Origin of the sequence: Streptomyces enissocaesilis, assembly GCF_039533765.1 — a bacterium.
Lineage (GTDB): Bacteria > Actinomycetota > Actinomycetes > Streptomycetales > Streptomycetaceae > Streptomyces > Streptomyces enissocaesilis.
In genome coordinates this window covers 108,852-128,230 of the sequence record NZ_BAAAUD010000020.1, presented here as the reverse complement: position 1 = coordinate 128,230, position 19,379 = coordinate 108,852, and the positions used below count along the sequence as shown (strand labels likewise).

18 protein-coding genes are annotated in these 19,379 nt (G+C 72.7%); 12 read left to right on the top strand and 6 right to left on the bottom strand.

Going from position 1 to position 19,379, the window contains the following annotated elements; all coding sequences use genetic code 11:
* Nucleotides 1-217: 217 nt before the first annotated feature.
* From ABD374_RS10225 to ABD374_RS10210, 4 genes are read left to right on the top strand one after another with little or no spacing between them, the layout of a single operon-like run.
* The gene (locus ABD374_RS10225) at nucleotides 218-1,603 is read left to right on the top strand and encodes an MFS transporter (protein WP_344493689.1); all 1,386 of its coding nucleotides are present in this window, start codon (nucleotides 218-220) and stop codon (nucleotides 1,601-1,603) included.
* A gap of 24 nt (nucleotides 1,604-1,627) precedes the next feature.
* Nucleotides 1,628-2,662 carry a Rieske 2Fe-2S domain-containing protein gene (locus ABD374_RS10220; protein ID WP_344493688.1) on the top strand — a complete coding sequence of 345 codons (1,035 nt, stop codon included), beginning with the start codon at nucleotides 1,628-1,630 and terminating at the stop codon, nucleotides 2,660-2,662.
* Nucleotides 2,659-2,907, top strand: coding sequence for a hypothetical protein (locus ABD374_RS10215; protein WP_344493687.1), 249 nt, complete (start codon nucleotides 2,659-2,661; stop codon nucleotides 2,905-2,907). Before ABD374_RS10220 ends, ABD374_RS10215 begins: the two co-directional genes overlap by 4 nt.
* Nucleotides 2,904-3,890, top strand: coding sequence for a PDR/VanB family oxidoreductase (locus ABD374_RS10210; protein ID WP_344493686.1), 987 nt, complete (start codon nucleotides 2,904-2,906; stop codon nucleotides 3,888-3,890). Before ABD374_RS10215 ends, ABD374_RS10210 begins: the two co-directional genes overlap by 4 nt.
* 30 nt (nucleotides 3,891-3,920) lie before the next feature.
* Here the strand turns inward: ABD374_RS10210 and ABD374_RS10205 are convergent, their stop codons facing one another.
* Nucleotides 3,921-5,006: a WD40/YVTN/BNR-like repeat-containing protein gene (locus ABD374_RS10205; RefSeq protein WP_344493685.1), complete on the bottom strand. Its 1,086-nt coding sequence runs from the start codon at nucleotides 5,004-5,006 to the stop codon at nucleotides 3,921-3,923.
* 215 nt (nucleotides 5,007-5,221) lie between these two features.
* Here ABD374_RS10205 and ABD374_RS10200 point away from each other — a divergent pair, with 215 nt between their 5' ends.
* From ABD374_RS10200 to ABD374_RS10190, 3 genes are all read left to right on the top strand, one after another.
* Nucleotides 5,222-6,310 (top strand): hypothetical protein, encoded by a 1,089-nt coding sequence (locus ABD374_RS10200; protein ID WP_344493683.1) that lies wholly within the window; start codon nucleotides 5,222-5,224, stop codon nucleotides 6,308-6,310.
* A gap of 183 nt (nucleotides 6,311-6,493) precedes the next feature.
* Nucleotides 6,494-6,895 carry a hypothetical protein gene (locus ABD374_RS10195; RefSeq protein WP_344493681.1) on the top strand — a complete coding sequence of 134 codons (402 nt, stop codon included), beginning with the start codon at nucleotides 6,494-6,496 and terminating at the stop codon, nucleotides 6,893-6,895.
* A 120-nt stretch (nucleotides 6,896-7,015) separates the two neighbouring features.
* On the top strand, nucleotides 7,016-9,562 hold the full coding sequence (locus ABD374_RS10190; RefSeq protein WP_344493680.1) for an alpha-L-arabinofuranosidase C-terminal domain-containing protein: 2,547 nt from the start codon (nucleotides 7,016-7,018) through the stop codon (nucleotides 9,560-9,562).
* Between the two features lie 127 nt (nucleotides 9,563-9,689).
* Here ABD374_RS10190 and ABD374_RS10185 read toward each other — a convergent pair whose 3' ends face one another.
* The 3 genes from ABD374_RS10185 to ABD374_RS10175 all read right to left on the bottom strand — a co-directional run bounded on the left by ABD374_RS10185 (nucleotide 9,690) and on the right by ABD374_RS10175 (nucleotide 12,958).
* On the bottom strand, nucleotides 9,690-10,664 hold the full coding sequence (locus ABD374_RS10185) for a hypothetical protein (protein WP_344493679.1): 975 nt from the start codon (nucleotides 10,662-10,664) through the stop codon (nucleotides 9,690-9,692).
* 132 nt (nucleotides 10,665-10,796) lie between these two features.
* On the bottom strand, nucleotides 10,797-11,813 hold the full coding sequence (locus ABD374_RS10180; RefSeq protein WP_344493677.1) for a zinc-dependent alcohol dehydrogenase: 1,017 nt from the start codon (nucleotides 11,811-11,813) through the stop codon (nucleotides 10,797-10,799).
* Nucleotides 11,810-12,958 carry a mandelate racemase/muconate lactonizing enzyme family protein gene (locus ABD374_RS10175; protein ID WP_344493675.1) on the bottom strand — a complete coding sequence of 383 codons (1,149 nt, stop codon included), beginning with the start codon at nucleotides 12,956-12,958 and terminating at the stop codon, nucleotides 11,810-11,812. The genes ABD374_RS10180 and ABD374_RS10175 overlap by 4 nt, the downstream gene beginning before the upstream one ends.
* A 246-nt stretch (nucleotides 12,959-13,204) precedes the next feature.
* Between ABD374_RS10175 and ABD374_RS10170 the strand changes: the two genes are divergently transcribed.
* The 4 genes from ABD374_RS10170 (at nucleotide 13,205) to ABD374_RS10155 (ending at nucleotide 16,557) form a co-directional block, all read left to right on the top strand.
* Nucleotides 13,205-13,975, top strand: a complete 771-nt coding sequence (locus ABD374_RS10170; protein ID WP_344493673.1) for an IclR family transcriptional regulator — start codon at nucleotides 13,205-13,207, stop codon at nucleotides 13,973-13,975.
* Between the two features lie 43 nt (nucleotides 13,976-14,018).
* Nucleotides 14,019-14,882, top strand: a complete 864-nt coding sequence (locus tag ABD374_RS10165; RefSeq protein ID WP_344493671.1) for an SMP-30/gluconolactonase/LRE family protein — start codon at nucleotides 14,019-14,021, stop codon at nucleotides 14,880-14,882.
* A gap of 105 nt (nucleotides 14,883-14,987) precedes the next feature.
* Nucleotides 14,988-16,085, top strand: a complete 1,098-nt coding sequence (locus ABD374_RS10160) for an NADH:flavin oxidoreductase/NADH oxidase (RefSeq protein WP_344493669.1) — start codon at nucleotides 14,988-14,990, stop codon at nucleotides 16,083-16,085.
* A gap of 124 nt (nucleotides 16,086-16,209) precedes the next feature.
* Entirely contained in the window at nucleotides 16,210-16,557 is a 348-nt protein-coding gene (locus ABD374_RS10155) for an ArsR/SmtB family transcription factor (protein ID WP_344493946.1), read from the top strand.
* A 44-nt stretch (nucleotides 16,558-16,601) separates the two neighbouring features.
* Here the strand turns inward: ABD374_RS10155 and ABD374_RS10150 are convergent, their stop codons facing one another.
* Nucleotides 16,602-17,963, bottom strand: coding sequence for an FAD-dependent oxidoreductase (locus ABD374_RS10150; protein WP_344493667.1), 1,362 nt, complete (start codon nucleotides 17,961-17,963; stop codon nucleotides 16,602-16,604).
* Nucleotides 17,964-18,131: 168 nt separating this feature from the next.
* Here ABD374_RS10150 and ABD374_RS10145 point away from each other — a divergent pair, with 168 nt between their 5' ends.
* A complete protein-coding gene (locus ABD374_RS10145) occupies nucleotides 18,132-18,677 on the top strand; it encodes a DUF6214 family protein (RefSeq protein WP_344493665.1) in 546 nt (181 codons plus the stop codon).
* A gap of 12 nt (nucleotides 18,678-18,689) precedes the next feature.
* Here ABD374_RS10145 and ABD374_RS10140 read toward each other — a convergent pair whose 3' ends face one another.
* Nucleotides 18,690-19,373 (bottom strand): DUF305 domain-containing protein, encoded by a 684-nt coding sequence (locus ABD374_RS10140; protein WP_344493663.1) that lies wholly within the window; start codon nucleotides 19,371-19,373, stop codon nucleotides 18,690-18,692.
* Between the last annotated feature and the right edge of the window lie 6 nt (nucleotides 19,374-19,379).

The window sequence follows — 19,379 nt, the reverse complement described above, 5'->3', positions numbered from 1 at the left end:
CTGAGCCGTACCGCGGGCCCGAACCGCTCCGCGGCGAACGTTTCGCAGATGTTTCCCGGCATCCGGAAAGGCCCCTGGTGACCCGGCCCGGCGGGCCGCACGATGGTCCGCACCGGTCGACGCCCGGGCTCCGGCCCGCCGGAACCGCACCTGCCCGGTGGGCGGAGCGTGCGGAGGGGGCCGACGACCACCACGCAGTCGACGACGGAGTGCTGCCATGGTTCTGCCACGCTCTTCCCCTTCACCGAGCCCGGGGACGGACTCCCTGCGCGCCGCCCTCGACGAGGGGCCGATGAGCCGCTTCCAGTGGGGCGCGATCACGGTGTGCGTACTGCTCAACACGCTCGACGGCTTCGACGTCCTCGTCATGGCCTTCACCGGCAAAGCCGTGTCGGCGGAGTGGGAACTCAGCCCCTCCCAACTGGGGTTGCTGCTCAGCGCGGGCCTCGTCGGCATGGCCCTGGGCGCGATGTGCGTCGCCCCGTGGGCCGACCGGATCGGCCGCCGGCCGGTCATCCTCGGCTGCCTGGTGGTGGCCGCCGCCGGGATGCTGCTCTCCTCGGTCAGCCAGTCGCCCGTCCAGCTCGGAGCGCTGCGCGTGCTCACCGGGGTCGGCATCGGCGGCGTCCTGGCCGGCAGCAACGTCATCGCCGGTGAGTACGCCTCCCGCCGCTGGCGCGGGCTCGCCGTCAGCCTCAACTCCACCGGCTACGCGGTCGGCGCCACCGTCGGCGGGCTGCTCGCGGTCTCCATGATCGAGGGGTCCGGCTGGCGCTCGGTCTTCCTGGCCGGTGGCCTGGCCACCGCCGCCGCCGTCCCGCTGGCCTTCTTCCTCCTGCCGGAATCCGTGGACTTCCTGGTCTCCCGCAGGCCCGAGCGCGCCCTGGAGCGGATCAACGTCCTGGCCCGGCGCATGGGGCAACCGCCGCTGGAGAGCCTGCCCGGGCCCACCGCCGTACCGTCCGGGATCGGGGCCGGGTTCCGGGAGCTGCTCTCGCCCGCGCTGCGCCGCTCGACGCTGCTGCTGTGGTCCGCGTTCTTCCTCGTCATGGCCGGCTTCTACTTCGTGACCAGCTGGACGCCGACCCTGCTGGTCGAGGCCGGCCTGTCCGGCACCCAGGGCCTCACCGGCGGGACCCTGCTCAACCTCGGCGGCATCTTCGGTGCGGCCGGACTCGGGGCGCTCGCCGCCCGCTTCGCGCTCCGCTCCGTACTCATGGTCTACCTGATCACCACGGCCGTGATGCTGTCGGCCTTCATCGCCTCGACCTCCTCGCTGGGGGCGGCCTTCGCCCTCGGTGCCGTGATCGGCCTGTTCGCCAACGGCTCCGTGGCGGGCCTGTACGCCCTCACCCCGGCGACGTACGGCACGGGCATCCGGGCGACCGGACTCGGCAGCGCCCTCGCGGTCGGCCGCATCGGCGCGATCCTCGCCCCGACCGTCGCGGGCGGCCTCCTCGACAGCGGCTGGACCCCGGAGAGCCTCTACCTGTCCGTCGGCGTGATCTTCGTCGCCACCGCGGCCCTCCTCCTGCTGATGCGCCCCGCCGCGGCGCCGGACACGGGACCCGCCGCGGCCCCGGCCACCGGCACCGCGCACTGAACCCCACACCCCAGGGAGACGATCATGACTGCTTTCGTACGCGATCAGTGGTACGTCGCCGCCTACGGCCGCGAGGTCGGGCGCGAACTGCTCGGACGCACCGTGCTCGGGGAGCCGGTCCTGCTCTACCGCACCGAGGACGGCCGGGCGGTGGCGATGTCCGAGCGCTGTGTGCACCGGCGCTTCCCGCTCTCGCAGGCGCCGAGCCGGCTGGACGGCGACCGGGTGGTGTGCGGGTACCACGGCTTCACCTACGGCACGGACGGCGGCTGCGTCTCCGTGCCCGGCCAGCAGCGCATCCCGCGCACCGCCCGGCTGAAGACCTACCCGGTGGTCGAGCAGGACTCCTTCGTGTGGGTGTGGATCGGCGACCGCGAGCCGGGGGACGCCCTGCCGCCCCGCGCCCCGTGGCTGGACTCGCCCGACTACACCGTCGTGTCGGGCATGGAGCCGATCGACGGCGACTACGGTCTGCTGGTCGACAACCTCATGGACCTCTCCCACGAGACGTACCTGCACGGCGGTTACATCGGCACCCCCGAGATCGCCGAGACGCCCATCACCACCGAGGTCGACGACACGGCCGGCATCGTCTGCGTCAGCCGCCACATGGACGACGCCGAATGCCCGCCGTTCTACGCGAAGTCCACGGGCATCGAGGGCCGGATCACCCGCTGGCAGGACGTCGAGTACCACGCCCCTTGTCTCTACCTCCTCCACTCGCGCATCGCCCCCGTCGGCGCCCCCGGCCCGAATCCGGACGGCACCGACCCGCACGCGTTCCACGTGGAGGTCGTCTACGGCATCACCCCGTCGACGGAGAGGACCACGTACGACTTCTGGGCCGTGGCCCGCGACTTCGCCCTCGACGACCAGGACGTCACCGAATTCCTGCACACCAACAACCGCACGGTGGTCATGCAGGACGTCGTGGCCCTCAACGTGCTGCAGAAGTCCCTGGACACCGAGCAGGCCGGCTACCAGGAACTGAGCATCAACATCGACACCGGTGGTCTCGCAGCCCGCCGGATCCTCGCCCGCCTGGCGGCGGCCCGGTGAACGGCCCGGCGAACGCGGCGCTCCCCGCCGTGCTGACGGGCGAAGGCGTCTTCCGCATCCACTGGGTGCTGGGCACCGACCGGCTGTCGGCCGTCTGCCACTGCGGTGCGGAGCGGGAGTTCGAGGATCCGGTGGAGCTGTGGGACTGGCTGCTGGGCCATCCCGAGGACCACCGCCCGCGCACGGCGGCCGAGGCCGGAGAAGAGAAGAACGGTGAGGGAAGAACTGTGAAGGAGGAACTGTGACCGCCGTGCCCCCTCCGCGCGCTTCGGCCGGGACCGAAGTCGACCTGACCCTGGCGCGCAAGGAGCCTCTCGCGGAGGGCGTCACGCTGCTGACGCTCACCCACCCCGCCGGATCCCCGCTGCCCGAGTGGAGCCCCGGCGCCCACATCGACCTGCTGCTCGGGTCCGGCCTGGTACGGCAGTACTCGCTGTGCTCGGACCCGGCCGACCGCTCCCGGTGGCATGTCGCGGTCCGGTACGCGCCGGACAGCCGGGGCGGTTCCGCGTGGGTCCACGAGCACCTCCACGAGGGGGCCGGGGTACGGGTGCGCGGACCGCGCAACCACTTCGCCCTGGAACCGTCTCCCCGTTACCTGTTCGTCGCGGGCGGCATCGGCATCACCCCGATCCTGCCCATGGTCGCCGAGGCGCACCGGCGGGGAGCCGACTGGCAGTTGGCCTACGGCGGCCGCAGCCGCCGCACCATGGCCTTCCGGGAGCACCTGGAGGCGGTGTACGGAGAGCGGGTGTCCGTACGCCCCCAGGACGAACGCGGCGTGCTGGACCTGGACGGGCTGCTGGCCGACCCCCGGCCGGACACACTGGTCTACTGCTGCGGCCCCGAAGGGCTGCTGAAGGCCGTCGAGGAGCGCTGCTCCGACCGGCCGCCCGGCGCCCTGCGCATCGAGCGGTTCACGCCCAGGGGCCTCGGCCCGGACGGCCCGCACACCCCGGACGAGTCCTTCGAGGTCGAACTGGCCCGGAGCGGCATCACGGTGGCCGTTCCGCCGGACAAGACCGTCCTCCAAGCGGTCGAGGAAGCCGGCGCGCAGGTGCTGTCCTCGTGCCGGGAGGGCACCTGCGGCACCTGCGAGACCGCCGTCCTCGACGGGACCGTGGACCACCGCGACTCCCTGCTCACCCCCGCCGAGCAGGGAGCGCACGACACCATGTTCCTCTGCGTCTCGCGCGCCGCCTGCCCCCGCCTCGTCCTGGACCTGTGACGCCCGGCTCTCCCGGCCGGCCCGCGTCGGTCAGCCGATGACCGCGGCCCGTACGCACAGCACGTCCGGCAGGTGGGAGGCGAGCAGTTGCCAGCTGTCCCCGTCGTCCGCGCTCGCGAAGAGCTCGCCGTTGCGATTGCCGAAGTACACCCCCGCCGGGTCGGCGTCGTCCGTGCAGAGCGCGTCGCGCAGCACCGTTCCGTAATGCGGCTCCTGCGGCAGGCCGGCCGACAGCGGCTCCCAGCTCCTGCCCGCGTCCCCGGTCCGGTAGACCCGGCACCTGTTGCCGGCGGGCACCCGGTCGGAGTCCGCGGTGATGGGGAAGAGGTACGCCGTGTCCGCGCGGTGCGGATGCGCCGCGACGGCGAAGCCGAACGTCGAGGGCAGCCCCGCCCCGATGTCGGACCAGTTGGCCCCGGCGTCGTCGCTGCGGAACACCCCCCAGTGGTTCTGCAGGTACAGCCGGTCCGGGTCGGCCGCGTCCTGGGCGATCTTGTGTACGCACTGGCCGAACTCGGGGTCGGGGTCGGGCAGGAAGACCGCCGACACCCCCTTGTTGGAGGGCGCCCAGCTCGCCCCGCCGTCCAGCGTGCGGAACACCCCGGCCGTGGACACCGCGACCGTCACGGCCCGGGTGTCACGCGGATCGGTGACGACCGTGTGCAGCCCTTCGCCGCCACCGCCCGGCACCCACTGCGAGCGCGTCGGATGCTCCCACAGCGGCCGTACGAGCTCGAAGGACTCGCCGCGGTCCTCGGACCGGAACAGCGCGGCCGGCTCCGTGCCCGCGTACACCACGTCGGGCGCCTCGGGTCCCGCCGGACGCAGCTGCCAGACCCGCTCCAGGGACGCACCGGTGAACTCCGGGAACTTCACGGCCGGCCGCTTCGGTTCGACCCAGGTCGCGCCCAGGTCGTCGGAGTGGAAGACCGAGGGGCCCCAGTGCGCGCTGTCCCCGCCGGCGAGCAGCCTGGGCACCGCGCCGCGGGTGTCGACAGCCAGCGAGTACACCGCCTGCGCGTTGAAGTGCGGCCCGTCGAACTCCCATCCGCCGCCGCGCCTGCGACCGATGAAGAGCCCTTTTCGTGTTCCCACGGTGAGCAGTACGTCGGACATGGCCGATACCTCCAGGACGCCGTTGTCTCAGGTACGGGGCCAGTGTGCACCCGACCACTGACAGTGGCCCTCGGAGCGGGCGTCGTCGCAGTTCAGGCGGCACGCGGGGCGTCCCGGTCCACACGTGGCCCCCAGCCGGAACCGGACGGTACGGCGCACTCGTGGTAGCGGGCGGGGGGAAGCGATCAGCGGTACGAGGTGAGGGGAGTGCGCCGGTGACCGGTGCGACGGTACGGATCGACGGGGACGGCCTGCTGCTGCCGGGCGGGGTACGGGTGCGTTTCGTACGTACGCTGCGCCTGCCCGAGAAGGGGACGCACCCGCTGCCGCCGGGCCTGGGCGACTTCCCGTTGCGCAGAGTCGAGGACTACGCCGGCACGGTGCCCCGGGAGTGGTCGGCCAGGGGCGGCGTCATGCTGCCCGTGTACCTGCGGGAGGCGATGTGGCTGAGTTTCGCCGGGACCGCGGAGCCGGGCGCCCTCCAGGTGGGGGTGGGGAAGGTGTGCGCGGTCTCGGGGAGGCAGTGGAGCGGCAGGTTGTCCCGGAATCCGCAGAACTACCTGGTGCTGCCGCGCCAGCCGTGGCTCGACGGGATCAACTCCGGGAGGGGCACGGTGCGGCAGTTCGTCGCGGTGCCGCTGGGGACGGGCGCGACCGTGGAGGGCCAGGTCACCGGTGAGGAGAAGTGGGGCGGGCTGCAACTGCAGGCGTGGCCGCTCAAGGGCGGCCCGCTGGCGGCCTGGCGGGACGAGCAGAGGCGGGCGGAGGAGCAGAGGCGGGCGGCGGAGCAGTCGGCCCTGGCGGAGGCCCCCGGCCTGACGGCCGTGTTCGGCGCGGCGGCCCCGGGGGCCGTCACACCGGGCCCGGCCCTGATGTCCGCCGGGCCCGGCAGCAGGCCGGGCGGTGCGCCCCGGCCCCGGGCGGCGGCGATGGGGCTGGGCGTGGGCGGCTCCATGCGCCAGGAGGTCTGCACGGACGACCGGCCCGCCTCCGACTGGGCCGACGAGCCGTCGGGCCGGGTCTTCGTCCACCTGGTGGCGCCCCCGGACTGGCGGCGCATCACCGGCGAAGAGCCTCCGCCGTCCCCCGTGGACCGGGCCGCGTACACCCGGGCGGGCCTGCCCTGGTTCGACTACTACGACGCCGACGGCGAGGACCTGGCGGCCACGGACACCCTGGGCGACGTGAAGCCGGTCGGGGAGTGGCTGGGCGAGGACCACACTCCGTGGCAGCAGCCGTCGCCCCACCAGGTGAAGCCGCTCGGTGACGCGCCGGGCAAGCCGGTGGCCGACGGCGACTGGTAGCGGCCGGGAGACGGGGAGCGCCCCGCGATCCGCGATCCGCGAGACCAAGGACCTGGAGCCGTGGCAGGGGACCGGAAGCCGGTTACCGGTTACCGGTAACCGGTAACCGGGGGATCATGGAGGGCGTTCCCCAAGCACCCATCGGCACGGTCACGGTGGGCGCGCACGCCTGAGGAGAGAAACATGCCCGACATCCGCATGCACACCACCCCGGACGGACCGGCGGCCCTCGTCGAGGTCGCCCCGGGGCCGTCCGTGGACGCGGAGGCGGGGCAGGTCCACATCGGTGCGCGGGGCAGCGCGTACGTCCCCCTGGTGGCCACTCCCGCGCAGGCCCGGGAGCTGGCCGCGGCGCTTGTGCGGGCGGCCGAAGCGGCGGAGGCGCAGGCCGAGGACACGTACCCGACCGTCAGGGCCGGCGAGCTGCGCCGCGGTGACGTACGCGGCGGGGAGCGCGCGCTCACGGTGGACCGCGTCAGGAGCGACGGCGACACCGTCCACGTCACGTGGACGTCGGACGCCGGGCGCCACTGGACCCAGAGCTACCCCGCGGACGCGGAGATCGGCCTCCGGCGCCGCGCGTAATCCGCCGCGAAGAATTTCTTCCTGATGCAGGGGAGTTGACCTTCTGCGGGCACCTGCCTATGTTCTCGTTCGGGATTGTGGTCAATGTCCGATATTTCGAACGAAACACCAGGAGCCCAGATGCAAGGTCCGAGAAGGTCCGGACGCGGTCTCGCCGTCGCGGCCGTCCTCACCGGTCTGACGGCCGCACTCGTCGTCGCACCCACCGAAGCCCCGGCCGCGGCGGAAGCGGCCGACTACTCGATCGAGGTCGACCCGACCGGTACCGGGCCCACGATCGACGACTCGATGTACGGCGTGTTCTACGAGGACATCAACCACGCCGCCGACGGCGGCCTGTACGCCGAACTCGTGCAGAACCGCTCCTTCGAGTACGACCCCGTCGACAACCGCGCGTACACCCCGATGACCGCCTGGAGCGAGACCGCGAGCGGTGCGGCGACCGGCACGGCGCGCGTCGTGGACGACGGCGGGCGCCTGAACGAACGCAACCGGCGCTACCTGCGGCTCGACCTCAACGGCGACGGCGGCGGCCGCTTCGGCATCGCGAACTCCGGCTACAACGCGGGGATCGCGGTGCAGGCCGGCAAGAAGTACGACTTCTCGGTGTGGGCGCGCACCGACCGGGCGGGCGGCACGCCGCTCAGCGTCGAACTGCGCGACGGATCGGCCCAGCTGGCGAAGCCCCTGCGCATCACGGCGCGCGGCGACCGCTGGACCAAGTACACCGGAACACTCACCGCCCGCACGACCGGCGACGCCGGCCGGCTCGCCGTCACCGCCGGTGGCAGCGGCACCGTACGGCTCGACATGGTCTCGCTCTTCCCCCGCGACACCTACAAGGGCCGGCCGAACGGCCTGCGCAAGGACCTCGCCGAGAAGATAGCCGCCCTGAAGCCGGGCTTCCTGCGCTTCCCCGGCGGCTGTCTGGTCAACACCGGCAGCCACGAGGCGTACGAGGCACCGGACTTCGAGCGCAAGCGGTCCTACCAATGGAAGGACACCGTCGGCCCGGTCGAGGAGCGGGCGGTGAACGCCAACTTCTGGGGCTACAACCAGACCTACGGCCTCGGCTACTACGAGTACTTCCAGTACGCCGAGGACATCGGCGCGATGGCCCTGCCCGTCGTCCCCGCCCTCGTCACCGGCTGCGGCGAGAACAAGGCGACCGACGACCCCGCGCTGCTCCGGCGCCACATCCAGGACACGCTCGACCTCATCGAGTTCGCCAACGGCCCCGTGACCTCACCGTGGGGCAAGAAGCGGGCGCGGATGGGCCACCCCAGGCCCTTCGGCCTGACCCACCTGGAGGTCGGCAACGAGGAGAACCTCCCCGACGAGTTCTTCGCGCGCTTCACCGAGTTCCGCAAGGCCATCGAGGCGAAGTACCCGGACATCACCGTCATCAGCAACTCCGGCCCCGACGACAGCGGCACCACCTTCGACCGCGCCTGGCAGCTGGGCCGCGACGCCGATGTCGCCATGATCGACGAGCACTACTACAACAGCCCGCAGTGGTTCCTGGAGAACAACGACCGCTACGACGCCTACGACCGCAAGGGCCCCAAGGTCTTCCTCGGCGAGTACGCGTCCCTGGACAACCGCTTCTCCAACGCCCTCGCCGAAGCCGCCTACATGACCGGCCTCGAACGCAACGCGGACGTCGTCAAGCTCGCCTCGTACGCCCCGCTCCTCGCCGACACCAACGACGCGCAGTGGCGGCCGAACATGATCTGGTTCGACAACACCGCCTCGTGGGGCAGCGCCAGCTACGAGACGCAGAAGCTCTTCATGAACAACGTCGGTGACGAGGTGGTACCGAGCCGCGCGTCCGGCACCCCCGCCGTCAGCGGCCCGATCACCGGCGCCGTCGGCCTCTCCACCTGGGCGACCGCCGCCGCGTACGACGACGTGCGGGTCACCTCGGCGGACGGCGCGAGCCTGTTCGCCGACGACTTCTCCGGTGGTGACAGCCGCTGGACGAAGGCGGCCGGCACCGGCTCCTGGTCCGTCCAGGACGGGGCGTACGTCCAGTCCGACGCAGCCGCCGAGAACACCCTCGTCACGGCGGGCGATTCCGCCTGGCACGACTACGACCTGAAGCTGAAGGCCACGAAGAAGTCCGGCAAGGAGGGCTTCCTCGTCGCCTTCGGCGTCAAGGACACCGGCAACTACTACTGGTGGAACCTCGGCGGCTGGGGCAACACCCGCTCCGTCGTGGAGAAGGCCGCGGGCGGCGCCAAGCAGACCCTCATCGAGCGCGGTACGACCGTCGAGAGCGGCCGTACGTACGACATCGAGGTCAAGGTGCGCGGCCGGCAGGTGACCCTCTTCCTGGACGGGAAGGAGTGGGGCGGCTTCACCGACGACAAGGCCGCCGAGCCCTTCCGCCAGGTCGTCACCCGCGACAAGGCCACCGGCGAGCTCATCGTCAAGGTCGTCAACGCCCAGGACGCCCCCGCCCGTACGAAGATCGACCTCGGCCGCCACGCCGACGTGGCGGCCACGGCGCGGCTGACCACGCTCCAGGGCGCCCCGGACGCGGTCAACACCTCCACCGACCGGCCGATCAGGCCCCGCAGCTCCACTCTCCGCGGGGTCGACGACACCTTCACGTACACCTTCCCCGCGCACTCCGTCACCTTCATGCGCGTCAAGACCGGCTGACACCCGGCCCGACGCGGTCCGAAGCCCCCTGCCGGGACCTGATCCGGCAGGGGGCTTCAGCGGTGTGCCCAGTGGTGCGCCCAGTCGTGTGCTCGGCGATGTGCCGTTCCCCGACGGCCCCTTCGGGTCAGTCCTTCCCGGGAGCGGTGACGGGGAACCGGTGCAGAGCCCCGGGCAGCCGGGAGCCGAGCGGCGACATCCCGCCGTCCGCGCCGTGCCGGGCGAGCAGATCGAGTACGAGGCGCCCCCGGCGTACGCGCTCACGGGCGCCGGCCAGCGCGGTGTCGCGCAACTGGGCGCCGTACGGGTAGATGCCGGGGGAGTTCGAAAGCCCGAACTTCAGGTAGAGCGGCGCGCCGCGCCGGATCAGCTCCGCCGCCTCGTACATCCGGATGTAGCCCCCGAGGTCGTCGGGCGCCTCCACGTAGAGGTCCATGGGGGCGCGGCTGACCCGGCGGATCTCGGTGAAGTGGGCGAGCGCGAGGTCGGAGGGGATGTTGACGGAGTCCGCCCCGAGCCTCTCGTACACGGCGTACGAAGCCGGATTGACCGGGCCGATCAGCGCGGACACCTTGAGGGTGGTGTCGGCGGGCAGCAGGCCGTCGGCGCGCAGCCGGTGCAGCGTCCACAGCACGCCCTCGTCGGCGACCAGCAGGCACCTGACCCCCAGCGCCGATGCCCGCAGGGCGTCTTCGACACATCCGGCCAGGGCGTCGTGGCCGCGGGCGCGGAGCCCCGCGCCGCCCGAGTCGGTGCGGGTGGCCGCACCGGTGTCCCAGGTGCCGCGCGGTCCGGTGAACAGGCAGAGCTCGATGTCGCGTTCCGCGCAGGACTCCACCATCTCGGTGATGTCGGCGTCGGTGAGCATCCAGATGCCGCTGCCCTGGCTGACGCGGTGGATCGGGACGTCGAGGCGCGAGCTCTCCTTGAGCACGACGGCGAGCGCCTCCGGCCCCTCCACCGAGGGCACCTCGGTGCGCCAGGTGCCGCCGTCGGGGAACGCGTGCGGGGAGGAGTCCGCGGGGTTGTCGTCCGGTGTGGCGTGACCGATGCGGGCGAGGGCGTCGGCGCCGGGGCGGCGGGGGGCTGACGGGGCTGTCACGGGACTCCTTGGTTCGGCATCTCGGTCAAGATTCGGTTCGTGGCGCACACCTGCGCGCCGGTCCTGGTCGCTGCCGGGCGGCTGCGGCCGCGACCGCGCCGGGGGGAGGGGAGGGGAGGGGGCTGCGGTCGCTCACGACGGCCGCAGCAGCACCTTCCCGGTCTTCGGATCGCCGCCCCCGACAAGCGCCACCGCGTCGCCGAACCGCTCCAGCGGGAACTCGTGGGTGATCAGCGGCCGCGGATCGATCAGCCCGGAGTCGAACGCCCGCACGGCGAAGGCCCAGGCCGACGACGGGGCCCCGAAGACGGACCGCACGGTCAGCTGGCTCAGTGACAGATGCACCAGATCGATCCCCGTCGCGCCCGCGGTGAAGATCCCGGTGAGGATCACCCGGCCGCCGCGGCGGGCCAGCAGGCAGGACGAGGCCGCGGTGGAAGGCGCCCCGGCGGTCTCGACGACCAGGTCGTAGCGGCCCGCGAGGTCTTCCGTCTCCTCGGGCGTACGCGCGTGGGTCGCCCCGAACTCCAGTGCCTGGACGGCCCGTTCCATGCGCGGGTCGAACACCGCCAGCTCACCGGGGCTCGCGGCCGCCAGCAACTGCACGGCCAGCAGCCCGAGCGTGCCCGCGCCCACCACGGCCACCCGCTCGCCCGCCCCGGCCTGCCCGGCCCGCACGGCGGAGGCGACCACGGCGGCCGGCTCCAGGAGCGCGGCGGCCCGCAGGTCGGCGTCGTCGGCGAGCGGATGCAGCAGCCGGGCGGGCACGGCGACATGGTCGGCGAAGGCGCCGGGCCGGGTGAAGCCCGTCTCGTCGTACCCCGAGGCGCACAGTGACGTGTCGCCGCTGCGGCACCGCTCGCAGGCGCCGCAGGACCGGAACCCCTCGGCGACGGTCCTGCGCCCGAGGAGCCCCGTGCCGACCCCCTCGCCCACCGCCTCGACGGTCCCGGACCACTCGTGCCCGGGAATCACCGGGTAGCGCACGTACGCCGGGTCGCGATGGCCGTCGTACACCTCGCGGTCGCTCATGCAGATCCCGGCGGCGGCGACCCGCACCACCACCTCGCCGGGGCCCGGCTCGGGCGGCGGCCCCGTCACCAGCCGGTGCGAGCCGGGCCGCTCGACGACGATCGCGCGGCTGTTCACCCGCTCTTCCTCTGCTCCCAGCCCTCGGCCCACAGATCGAACTTGGCCTGCTGCTGCGGGAATTCGGCCGCCGCCGCCACGTCGAGCTCGACACCGAGGCCGGGTGCGTGGGAGACCTCGAAGTAGCCGTCGACCACCTCGGGCGCCCCGCGCACCACCTTCTTGATCTCCGCGTCGGCGAAGTCGTTGAAGTGTTCGAGGATCTTGAAGTTCGGGGTGCAGGCGGCCAGCTGGAGGCTCGCCGCGGTCAGTACGGAGCCGCCCACGTTGTGCGGGGCGACCTGCACGTAGTGCGTCTCGGCGGTCGCGGCGAGCTTCCTGGCCTCCAGGATGCCGCCGATGTGCCCCACGTCCGGCTGGATGATGTCGGCGGCCTGCGACTCGAACAGCTCGCGGAACTCGATCCGGTCATGGACGCGCTCCCCGGTGGCGATGGGCATGTCCACCTTGGCGGCGACCTTCTCCAGCGCCTTGAGGTTCTCCGGCGGCACCGGCTCCTCCAGCCAGGCGGGCGCGAAGGGCGCCAGCTCGCGGGCGAGCCGCACCGCCGTGGCGGGGGAGAACCGCCCGTGCATCTCCAGCATCAGCTCGGTGTCCGGGCCGATCGCGTCCCGTACGGCCTCGATCAGCGACACCGCGTAGCGGGTGCCGGCGTGGTCGAGCTCGTAGTGCCCGGTTCCGAACGGATCGATCTTCAGCGCGCGGTAACCGCGCTCGACGACCGTCTGCGCCGCCTTGTGGTACGCCTCGGGGGTGCGCTCCGTGGTGTACCAGCCGTTGGCGTACGCCTTGACCTTGTCGGTGACCTTTCCGCCGAGCAGCTGCCAGACCGGTACGCCGAGCGCTTTGCCCTTGATGTCCCAGCAGGCCATCTCCACGACCGCGATGCCCGACATGACGATCTCGCCGGCCCGCCCGTAGTCGCCGTACTTCATCCTGCGGACGAGGTCCTCGACGGCGAAGGGGTCGGATCCCGCGATGTGGTTGGTCTCGGCCTCGCGGAGATAGCCGAGCAGCGCGTCGGTGCGGCCCAGCATCCGGGTCTCGCCGACACCGGTGAGACCTTCGTCCGTACGGACGACGACATAGGTGAGGTTGCGCCAGGGTGTCCCGACGACGTGCGTGCTGATTCCCGTAATGCGCAAGGCGGTTGCCCCTCGGAGGTGTTCGAGATTTCGTTATGTGTTCGAAATTCTGGCGTGACCGTAATCAGCCGGTCCTCGGAGTGTCAATGGCCTGCCCGCCACCCATGCGTCACCCCGCGCCGGCCTCGCGTTGGCCGCGCGTCGACCACGCGCGGCCATTGCCGGGTGAACGGACCTGCGGCTAGCCTGTGTTCGTCATACCGGCCAACGGCCGGAGTTTCGAACAGAAGAGGTGGGTGGCCGATCGTGGGACGACTGGTTCCGGCGGTGACCAGGTCGCTGGACATACTCGAGCTGTTCCTGGAAGGGGACGGCACGCTGTCCGCGCCCGATGTCACGCGCAAGCTCCAGCTGCCGCGCACCACGGTGCACGAACTGCTCACCACGCTCGCCGCGCGCTCCTACGTGGTGCCCGTGCCCGACCAGCCCGGCCGCTACCGGCTCGGTGTGCGTACGTACCAGCTCGGCAGCCGGTACGCGGAACAGCTCGATCTCGCCGCCGAGGGGCAGCAGGTGGCCCGGGAGGTCGCCGAGACCTGTGACGAGACCGTTCATGTCGCCATCCTGGAGGACGCGGACGTCATCTACATCGCCAAGGTGGACTCGACGCACGCGGTCCGGATGGTCTCGGCCGCCGGCCGCAGACTGCCCGCGCACTGCACCTCCGTCGGAAAGATGCTGCTCGCCTCGCTGCCGCAGGCCCAGCTCGACGCCCGCATCGAAGGCCGTGACTTCGCCGCGATGACTCCCAACAGCATTACCGATCCCGGGGAACTGCGCACCGCACTCGCGGAGATCCGGGAGCGCGGGCTCGCCTTCGAGCACCGGGAGTCCAACCCGGACGTGAGCTGCGTGGCCGCCCCGGTGCGGGACGGTGCGGGCCGGGTCGTCGCCGCGCTCTCCATCTCCGTGCCCATGATCCGGTGGAGCGAGGAGCGGGAGGCCGAGCTGGCCGAGCTGGCGGCCAAGGGCGCGACCGACCTGTCGGCCCGCCTCGGTCACCGGGCGCGCCCGTGAGTCCGGCCGCGAGCCCGTTCGCGCGCCTGTCCGGGGTCCGTCCGTGAGGCCGTCCACGAGGCCGTCCACGGGGCCGGAGGTCGCGGTACGGGAGCGGGCGTCGCTCGGCGAGGGGCCGACCTGGGACGCGGCGGCGGGCCGGCTGGTCTGGGTCGACATCCTGTCCGCGCGCGTCCACACCTACGACCCGGCGAGCGGCCGTCGTACGGTCATGGCCACCGGACAGCACGTCGGCGCGGCCAAGCCGCGGGCGGGCGGCGGTCTGGTCGTCAGCCTCCGCGACGGAATCGGCCTGTACGGGCCCGACCTGGCCTTCTCCTGGCTGGTGCGCGAGCCCGTGCCGGGCCGCCGCGGCAATGACGCGGCCGTCGCCCCCGACGGGGCGCTGTGGGCGGGCACCATGCGCTACGACGAGGAGCCGGGCGGCGGAAGCCTCACCCGGATCGCGCCGGACGGCACGGCCGTGCGGGCGCTGACCGCCGCCGTCAGCAACGGCACGGGCTGGAGCCCCGACGGACGGCTCATGTACTACGTCGACAGCCCCACCCGCGGCGTCGACGTCTTCGATTTCGACGGGCGGCAGGCCGTGAACCGGCGCCGGCTCGCGGAGATCGAGACCGGTGCGGGCTTCCCCGACGGTCTGACCGTCGACGCCGACGGCTGCGTCTGGGTGGCGCTCTGGGACGGCGCGGCGGTCCGCCGGTACACACCGGACGGGCGGCTCGACCGGACCGTGGAGCTGCCCGTGCGCCGCCCCACGGCCTGCGCTTTCGGCGGCGCCGACCTGCGTGACCTGTACGTCACCACGGCCCGGACCGGCCTGGCCCGCCCGCATCCGCTCTCCGGTTCGCTGCTGGTGCTCCCGGGCGCGGGCCGGGGGCTGCCCCCGACACCGTTCGCCGGCTGAGGCGCGGTTGTACGAAGGGCTTCGTAGTTTGACGTTCGCCGTAGTACGGTGTGTATCGTACTAAGCGCAGTCGATCCAGCTGCACCAGCTGAAACGGAGTCCCTCGTGAGTGCCCTCTTCGAGCCCTACACCCTGCGATCGCTGACCATTCCCAACCGCGTCTGGATGGCGCCCATGTGCCAGTACAGCGCGGAGGTGTTCGGGCCGAACGCCGGTGTCGCGCACGACTGGCACTTCGCCCACTACGCCGCCCGTGCCACGGGTGGCACCGGCCTGATCCTGGTGGAAGCCACGGCGGTCAGCCCCGAGGGCCGGATCAGCCCCGCCGACCTGGGCATCTGGAACGACCGGCAGGTCGAGGCGCTGCGTCGCGTCACCACGTTCCTGGAGGGCCAGGGAACGGTCCCCGGCATCCAGCTGGCGCACGCCGGGCGCAAGGCGTCCACCGACCGCCCCTGGCGCGGCGGCGCCCCGATCGTCGCGGACCCCGAGGCGTGGCAGCCCGTCGCGCCGAGCCCGCTGCCGTACGACGAGGACCATCCGGCGCCCGCCGAGCTGTCCACCGGGCAGATCGCGGAGATCGTCGGACAGTTCGCGGACGCCGCGCGGCGGGCCCTCGCGGCCGGCTTCAAGGTCGTCGAGATCCACGGCGCGCACGGCTACCTGATCGGCGAGTTCCTCTCCCCGCACAGCAATCACCGCACCGACGCGTACGGCGGCTCCTTCGAGAACCGCACGCGCTTCGCCCTGGAGGTCGTGGACGCGGTGCGCGCGGTGTGGCCCGAAGACCTGCCGCTGTTCTTCCGGATCTCGGCCACCGACTGGCTGACCGAGAACCCCGAGGACGAGCGGGACGGCTGGACCGCCGACGACACCGTCCGCTTCGCCCGTGAGCTGCGGGCGCACGGGGTGGACCTGCTCGACGTCTCGACGGGCGGACTCGCGCCGCGGGCGCGGATCCCCGTCGGCCCCGGCTACCAGGTGCCGTTCGCCGAGCGGGTCCGCACCGAGGCCGGGCTGCCCGTCGCCGCGGTCGGCCTGATCACCGACCCGGTGCAGGCCGAGAAGATCCTCGCCGACGGCCGGGCGGACGCCGTACTGCTCGGCCGGGAACTGCTGCGCAACCCTTCGTTCGCCCGCCACGCCGCGCGCGAACTGGGCGGCGAGGTGCACACCCCCGACCAGTACCACCGCGCGGTCTGAACATCCCCTCGTGGGCGGGACCGGCCGCGAGCCGGCCGGTCCCGCCCGCAGGGCGATCCACCCCGAATTACGATAGGTGTCGTACAATGGCGCTTCCGGACGAACTGGAGAGGCCGTGAACGCCGTGACGACGAGTACGCGTGAACTCGCGCACCCCACGCGCGACGAGATCCGCCTCGAAGGGGTGCTCCACGCGCTCTCCGACCCCATGCGGCTGCGTATCGTCCGTGAGTTGGCGGTGGCCGAGTCCGATCTCTCCTGCTCGTACTTCACGCTCCCCGTCACCAAGTCCACGACCACCCACCACTTCCGCGTACTGCGCGAGAGCGGTGTGATCCGGCAGGTCTACCGGGGAACGGCCAAACTCAACGGGCTGCGCCGCGAGGATCTGGACCTGCTCTTCCCCGGTCTCCTCGACCGCGTCCTCGCGGCGGCCGCACTGGAGGCGGACCGGCTCGGCACCGACGGCTGACGCGGAGGCGACGGCTGACGGCGAGGGGGTGCCGGCGGACCGCGTCAGACCCCGCCGTGCGCGGCGGCCAGCAGCCCCGCCCAGTCGTGGAGCTTCACCGAGCGGCGCCCCAGGGAGACGCCCAGCGCCGCCTCCGCCGCCTCGATCGCCCGCCAGTCGTTCCACACCACCGGGCGGATCCCCGACTCCCGCAGTGCGCCGAGCGGGTCGTCCACGAGCGGGCGCCGGGCGAGCGCCGGGGCGTCCGCGAGGAGCGACGCCACCGTCTCCTTGGCGCACGGCCGGTTGGTGCCGATGACGCCCGTCGGGCCCCGCTTGATCCAGCCCGCCACGTACTCGCCCGGCGACGGGACGCCCTCCCGCAGCACGTGTCCTCCGGCGTGCGGCACCGTCCCGCTCCCCGGATCGAACGGCAGACCGGCGAGCGGCGCCCCCCGGTAGCCGACCGACCGCAGCACCAGCTGCGCCTCGATGTCCTCGTACGTCCCCGTGCCGCGTACGCCGCCGCCGCCGTCGGGCACCGTGCGCTCGAAGCGCACCCCCGCCGCCCGTCCGCCATCCTCCAGCACCTCCACCGGCCGCAGGAAGAACCGCACGTGGACACGGCGCGCCCGTTCCCCGCTGCCGCCCGCGGCCCAGCCCCTCAGCACCTCGACATTGCGCCGGTTCACGGCGGGAAGGGAGGCGGCCGCCGCAGATCCGGGATCCGCGTACGCCGGGTCCAGGGCGAGCTCCTCGGTCCGTACGGCCACCCCGGCGTCCGGCAGGGTGCCGAGCTCCCGCAGTTCCTTGGTGGTGAACTTCGCCTGCGAGGGGCCGCGCCGGCCCACCATGTGCACCTCGCGCACCCGGCTGCCCGCCAGCACGTCGAGCGCCGGCTGCGGCACGTCGGTGGACCGCAGCTCGTGCGCGCCGCGCGCCAGGATGCGGGCCACGTCCACCGCCACGTTGCCCACCCCGATCACGACGGCCGAACGCGCGCCCAGCGTGAAGCCGCGCCCGGACGCGTCCGGATGCGCGCTGTACCAGGAGACGAAGTCGGTGGCCGACCAGCTCCCGGGCAGGTCCTCGCCCGGGATGCCGAGCCTGCGGTCCGTCGCGGCCCCGACGCAGTACACCACCGCGTGGTAGAGCTCCAGCAGTCGCGCGCAGGTCAGCCCGGCCGCTCCCACCTCGGCATGGCCCACGAAGGTGATCCGTTCGTCCTCGAGCACGGTGCGCAGGCTGCCCTGGAGCGACTTGATCTTCTCGTGGTCCGGTGCGACGCCGTAGCGCACCAGTCCGTACGGACAGGGCAGCCGGTCCAGCACGTGCACCCGCACGTCGGGCACCGCACTCTGCTGCACCAGGGCCTGCGCGGTGTAGACCCCGCTGGGGCCTGAACCGACGACTGCGACTCGAAGCACGGCGGGGGCTCCTTCCCGCGAAGGTCTCCAGCATGGCATCGATCGGCGGGCCGGGGGAGGTGTCCGCCCATGAGCCGAACGGTGCGGGAGGCCCCCACCGGGGTGCCTTGCGCCGTACCCGCTGCGCGCCGTGGCGGGCCCGGGGCGGGACGGGGTTACGTTTCCGCCGTGCTGGAAAGTGCTTTTTTTGACGTCAACAACCATTATGAACCGAATGCGACGGCGCCGGTATGGCCCGTACCGGACCCGGAGGGCCGCTCCGCCGACACCGCCTCCCCGCCCCGGCCCGCCTGGTTCACCGTGCGGCTCACCCTCGCCGACGGCGCCAGGATCGACGTACTCGCCGCGATGTCGGCGGAGCGGATCACGGTCGAGGAGGTGCGCGCGGATCTGCCGCTCGACGGCTTCACTGCGGTCGCGGAGTGGGCCGAAGGGCCGGCCGGCGACCGCCGGGCCGTCGGGGCCCCGCGTACGCCCGTCATCGCGCCCGACGGGCCGCAGCCGCCCCCCGTCGGGCGCGCCCGGCCGTCCTGGCCCGGCGGCAGGGCGGGCCGGCGGATCGCGGCCCAGGCGTACCGGGCCGCCCAGCAGGCGGGGCGGGACCCGGTGCTCGCGGTGATGTGCGCGACGGGCCGCAGCCGCCGCAAGTCGCTCAGGCTGATCGCGGGCGCGCGTGACGAGGGCCTTCTGTCGCCCCGCCACAACCGCCGCTAGAGCCGGGGACGTTCACATCATGTCGCGCATCCTGCCGATCTCGGCGCTCTGCTGCGCGAGCACATCGGTCGCCATCTCCTCGACCTGGACGTTGTTCCCCTGCGAGAGGACATCGGTCGCCATGCCGACCGCGCCCTCGTGGTGAATGACCATCAGTTCCAGGAAGAGCCGGTCGAAGTCCTCGCCCCTGGCCGCGCGCAACCGCGCGAGCTGCTTCTCCGTGGCCATTCCCGGCATCGAGGCGTGGTCGTGGCCGCCCCGGTGCTTCTTGCCGCCGTTGCTGTCGAGCCAGCCCCGCATGGCGCCGATCTCCGGCCCCTGGGCCGCCGCGATCCGCTCGGCGAGCCGCTTGACCTTCGCAGACGCGGCGCGCTCGGGGGCGAGTTCCGTCATCACCAGCGCCTGGCCGTGATGTTCGATCATCATCCGCGCGTACGAGAAGTCCGCCCCGTTGGGGGAGCCGTCGGGCAGGGCCTTCTCCGCCTCGTCCGCCGACATGGTCCTCGCCGGCTCGCCCGGCTTGCCCGGCGCGACCACCGAAGGCCCGGCGGCCGCCTTCGTCTCCGGCGCGGTCCCGCCCCCCGCGTCGCAGGCGCCCAGGCCGAGCACGGCGATCGCGGCCGTCGTCGCCACGCATGAGAGTCTGCGGGCGCGTGCGGAGCTGCGGCGGATCAACACGGCGACCTCCTGGGGCATGGGGGG

Excerpts from the sequence above, each read along its gene's own strand:
- ABD374_RS10225 (WP_344493689.1), top strand. The coding sequence starts at position 218 with ATGGTTCTGCCACGCTCTTCCCCTTCACCGAGCCCGGGGACGGACTCC.
- ABD374_RS10220 (WP_344493688.1), top strand. The coding sequence starts at position 1,628 with ATGACTGCTTTCGTACGCGATCAGTGGTACGTCGCCGCCTACGGCCGC.
- ABD374_RS10205 (WP_344493685.1), bottom strand. The coding sequence starts at position 5,006 with ATGTCCGACGTACTGCTCACCGTGGGAACACGAAAAGGGCTCTTCATC.
- ABD374_RS10195 (WP_344493681.1), top strand. The coding sequence starts at position 6,494 with ATGCCCGACATCCGCATGCACACCACCCCGGACGGACCGGCGGCCCTC.
- ABD374_RS10190 (WP_344493680.1), top strand. The coding sequence starts at position 7,016 with ATGCAAGGTCCGAGAAGGTCCGGACGCGGTCTCGCCGTCGCGGCCGTC.
- ABD374_RS10140 (WP_344493663.1), bottom strand. The coding sequence starts at position 19,373 with ATGCCCCAGGAGGTCGCCGTGTTGATCCGCCGCAGCTCCGCACGCGCC.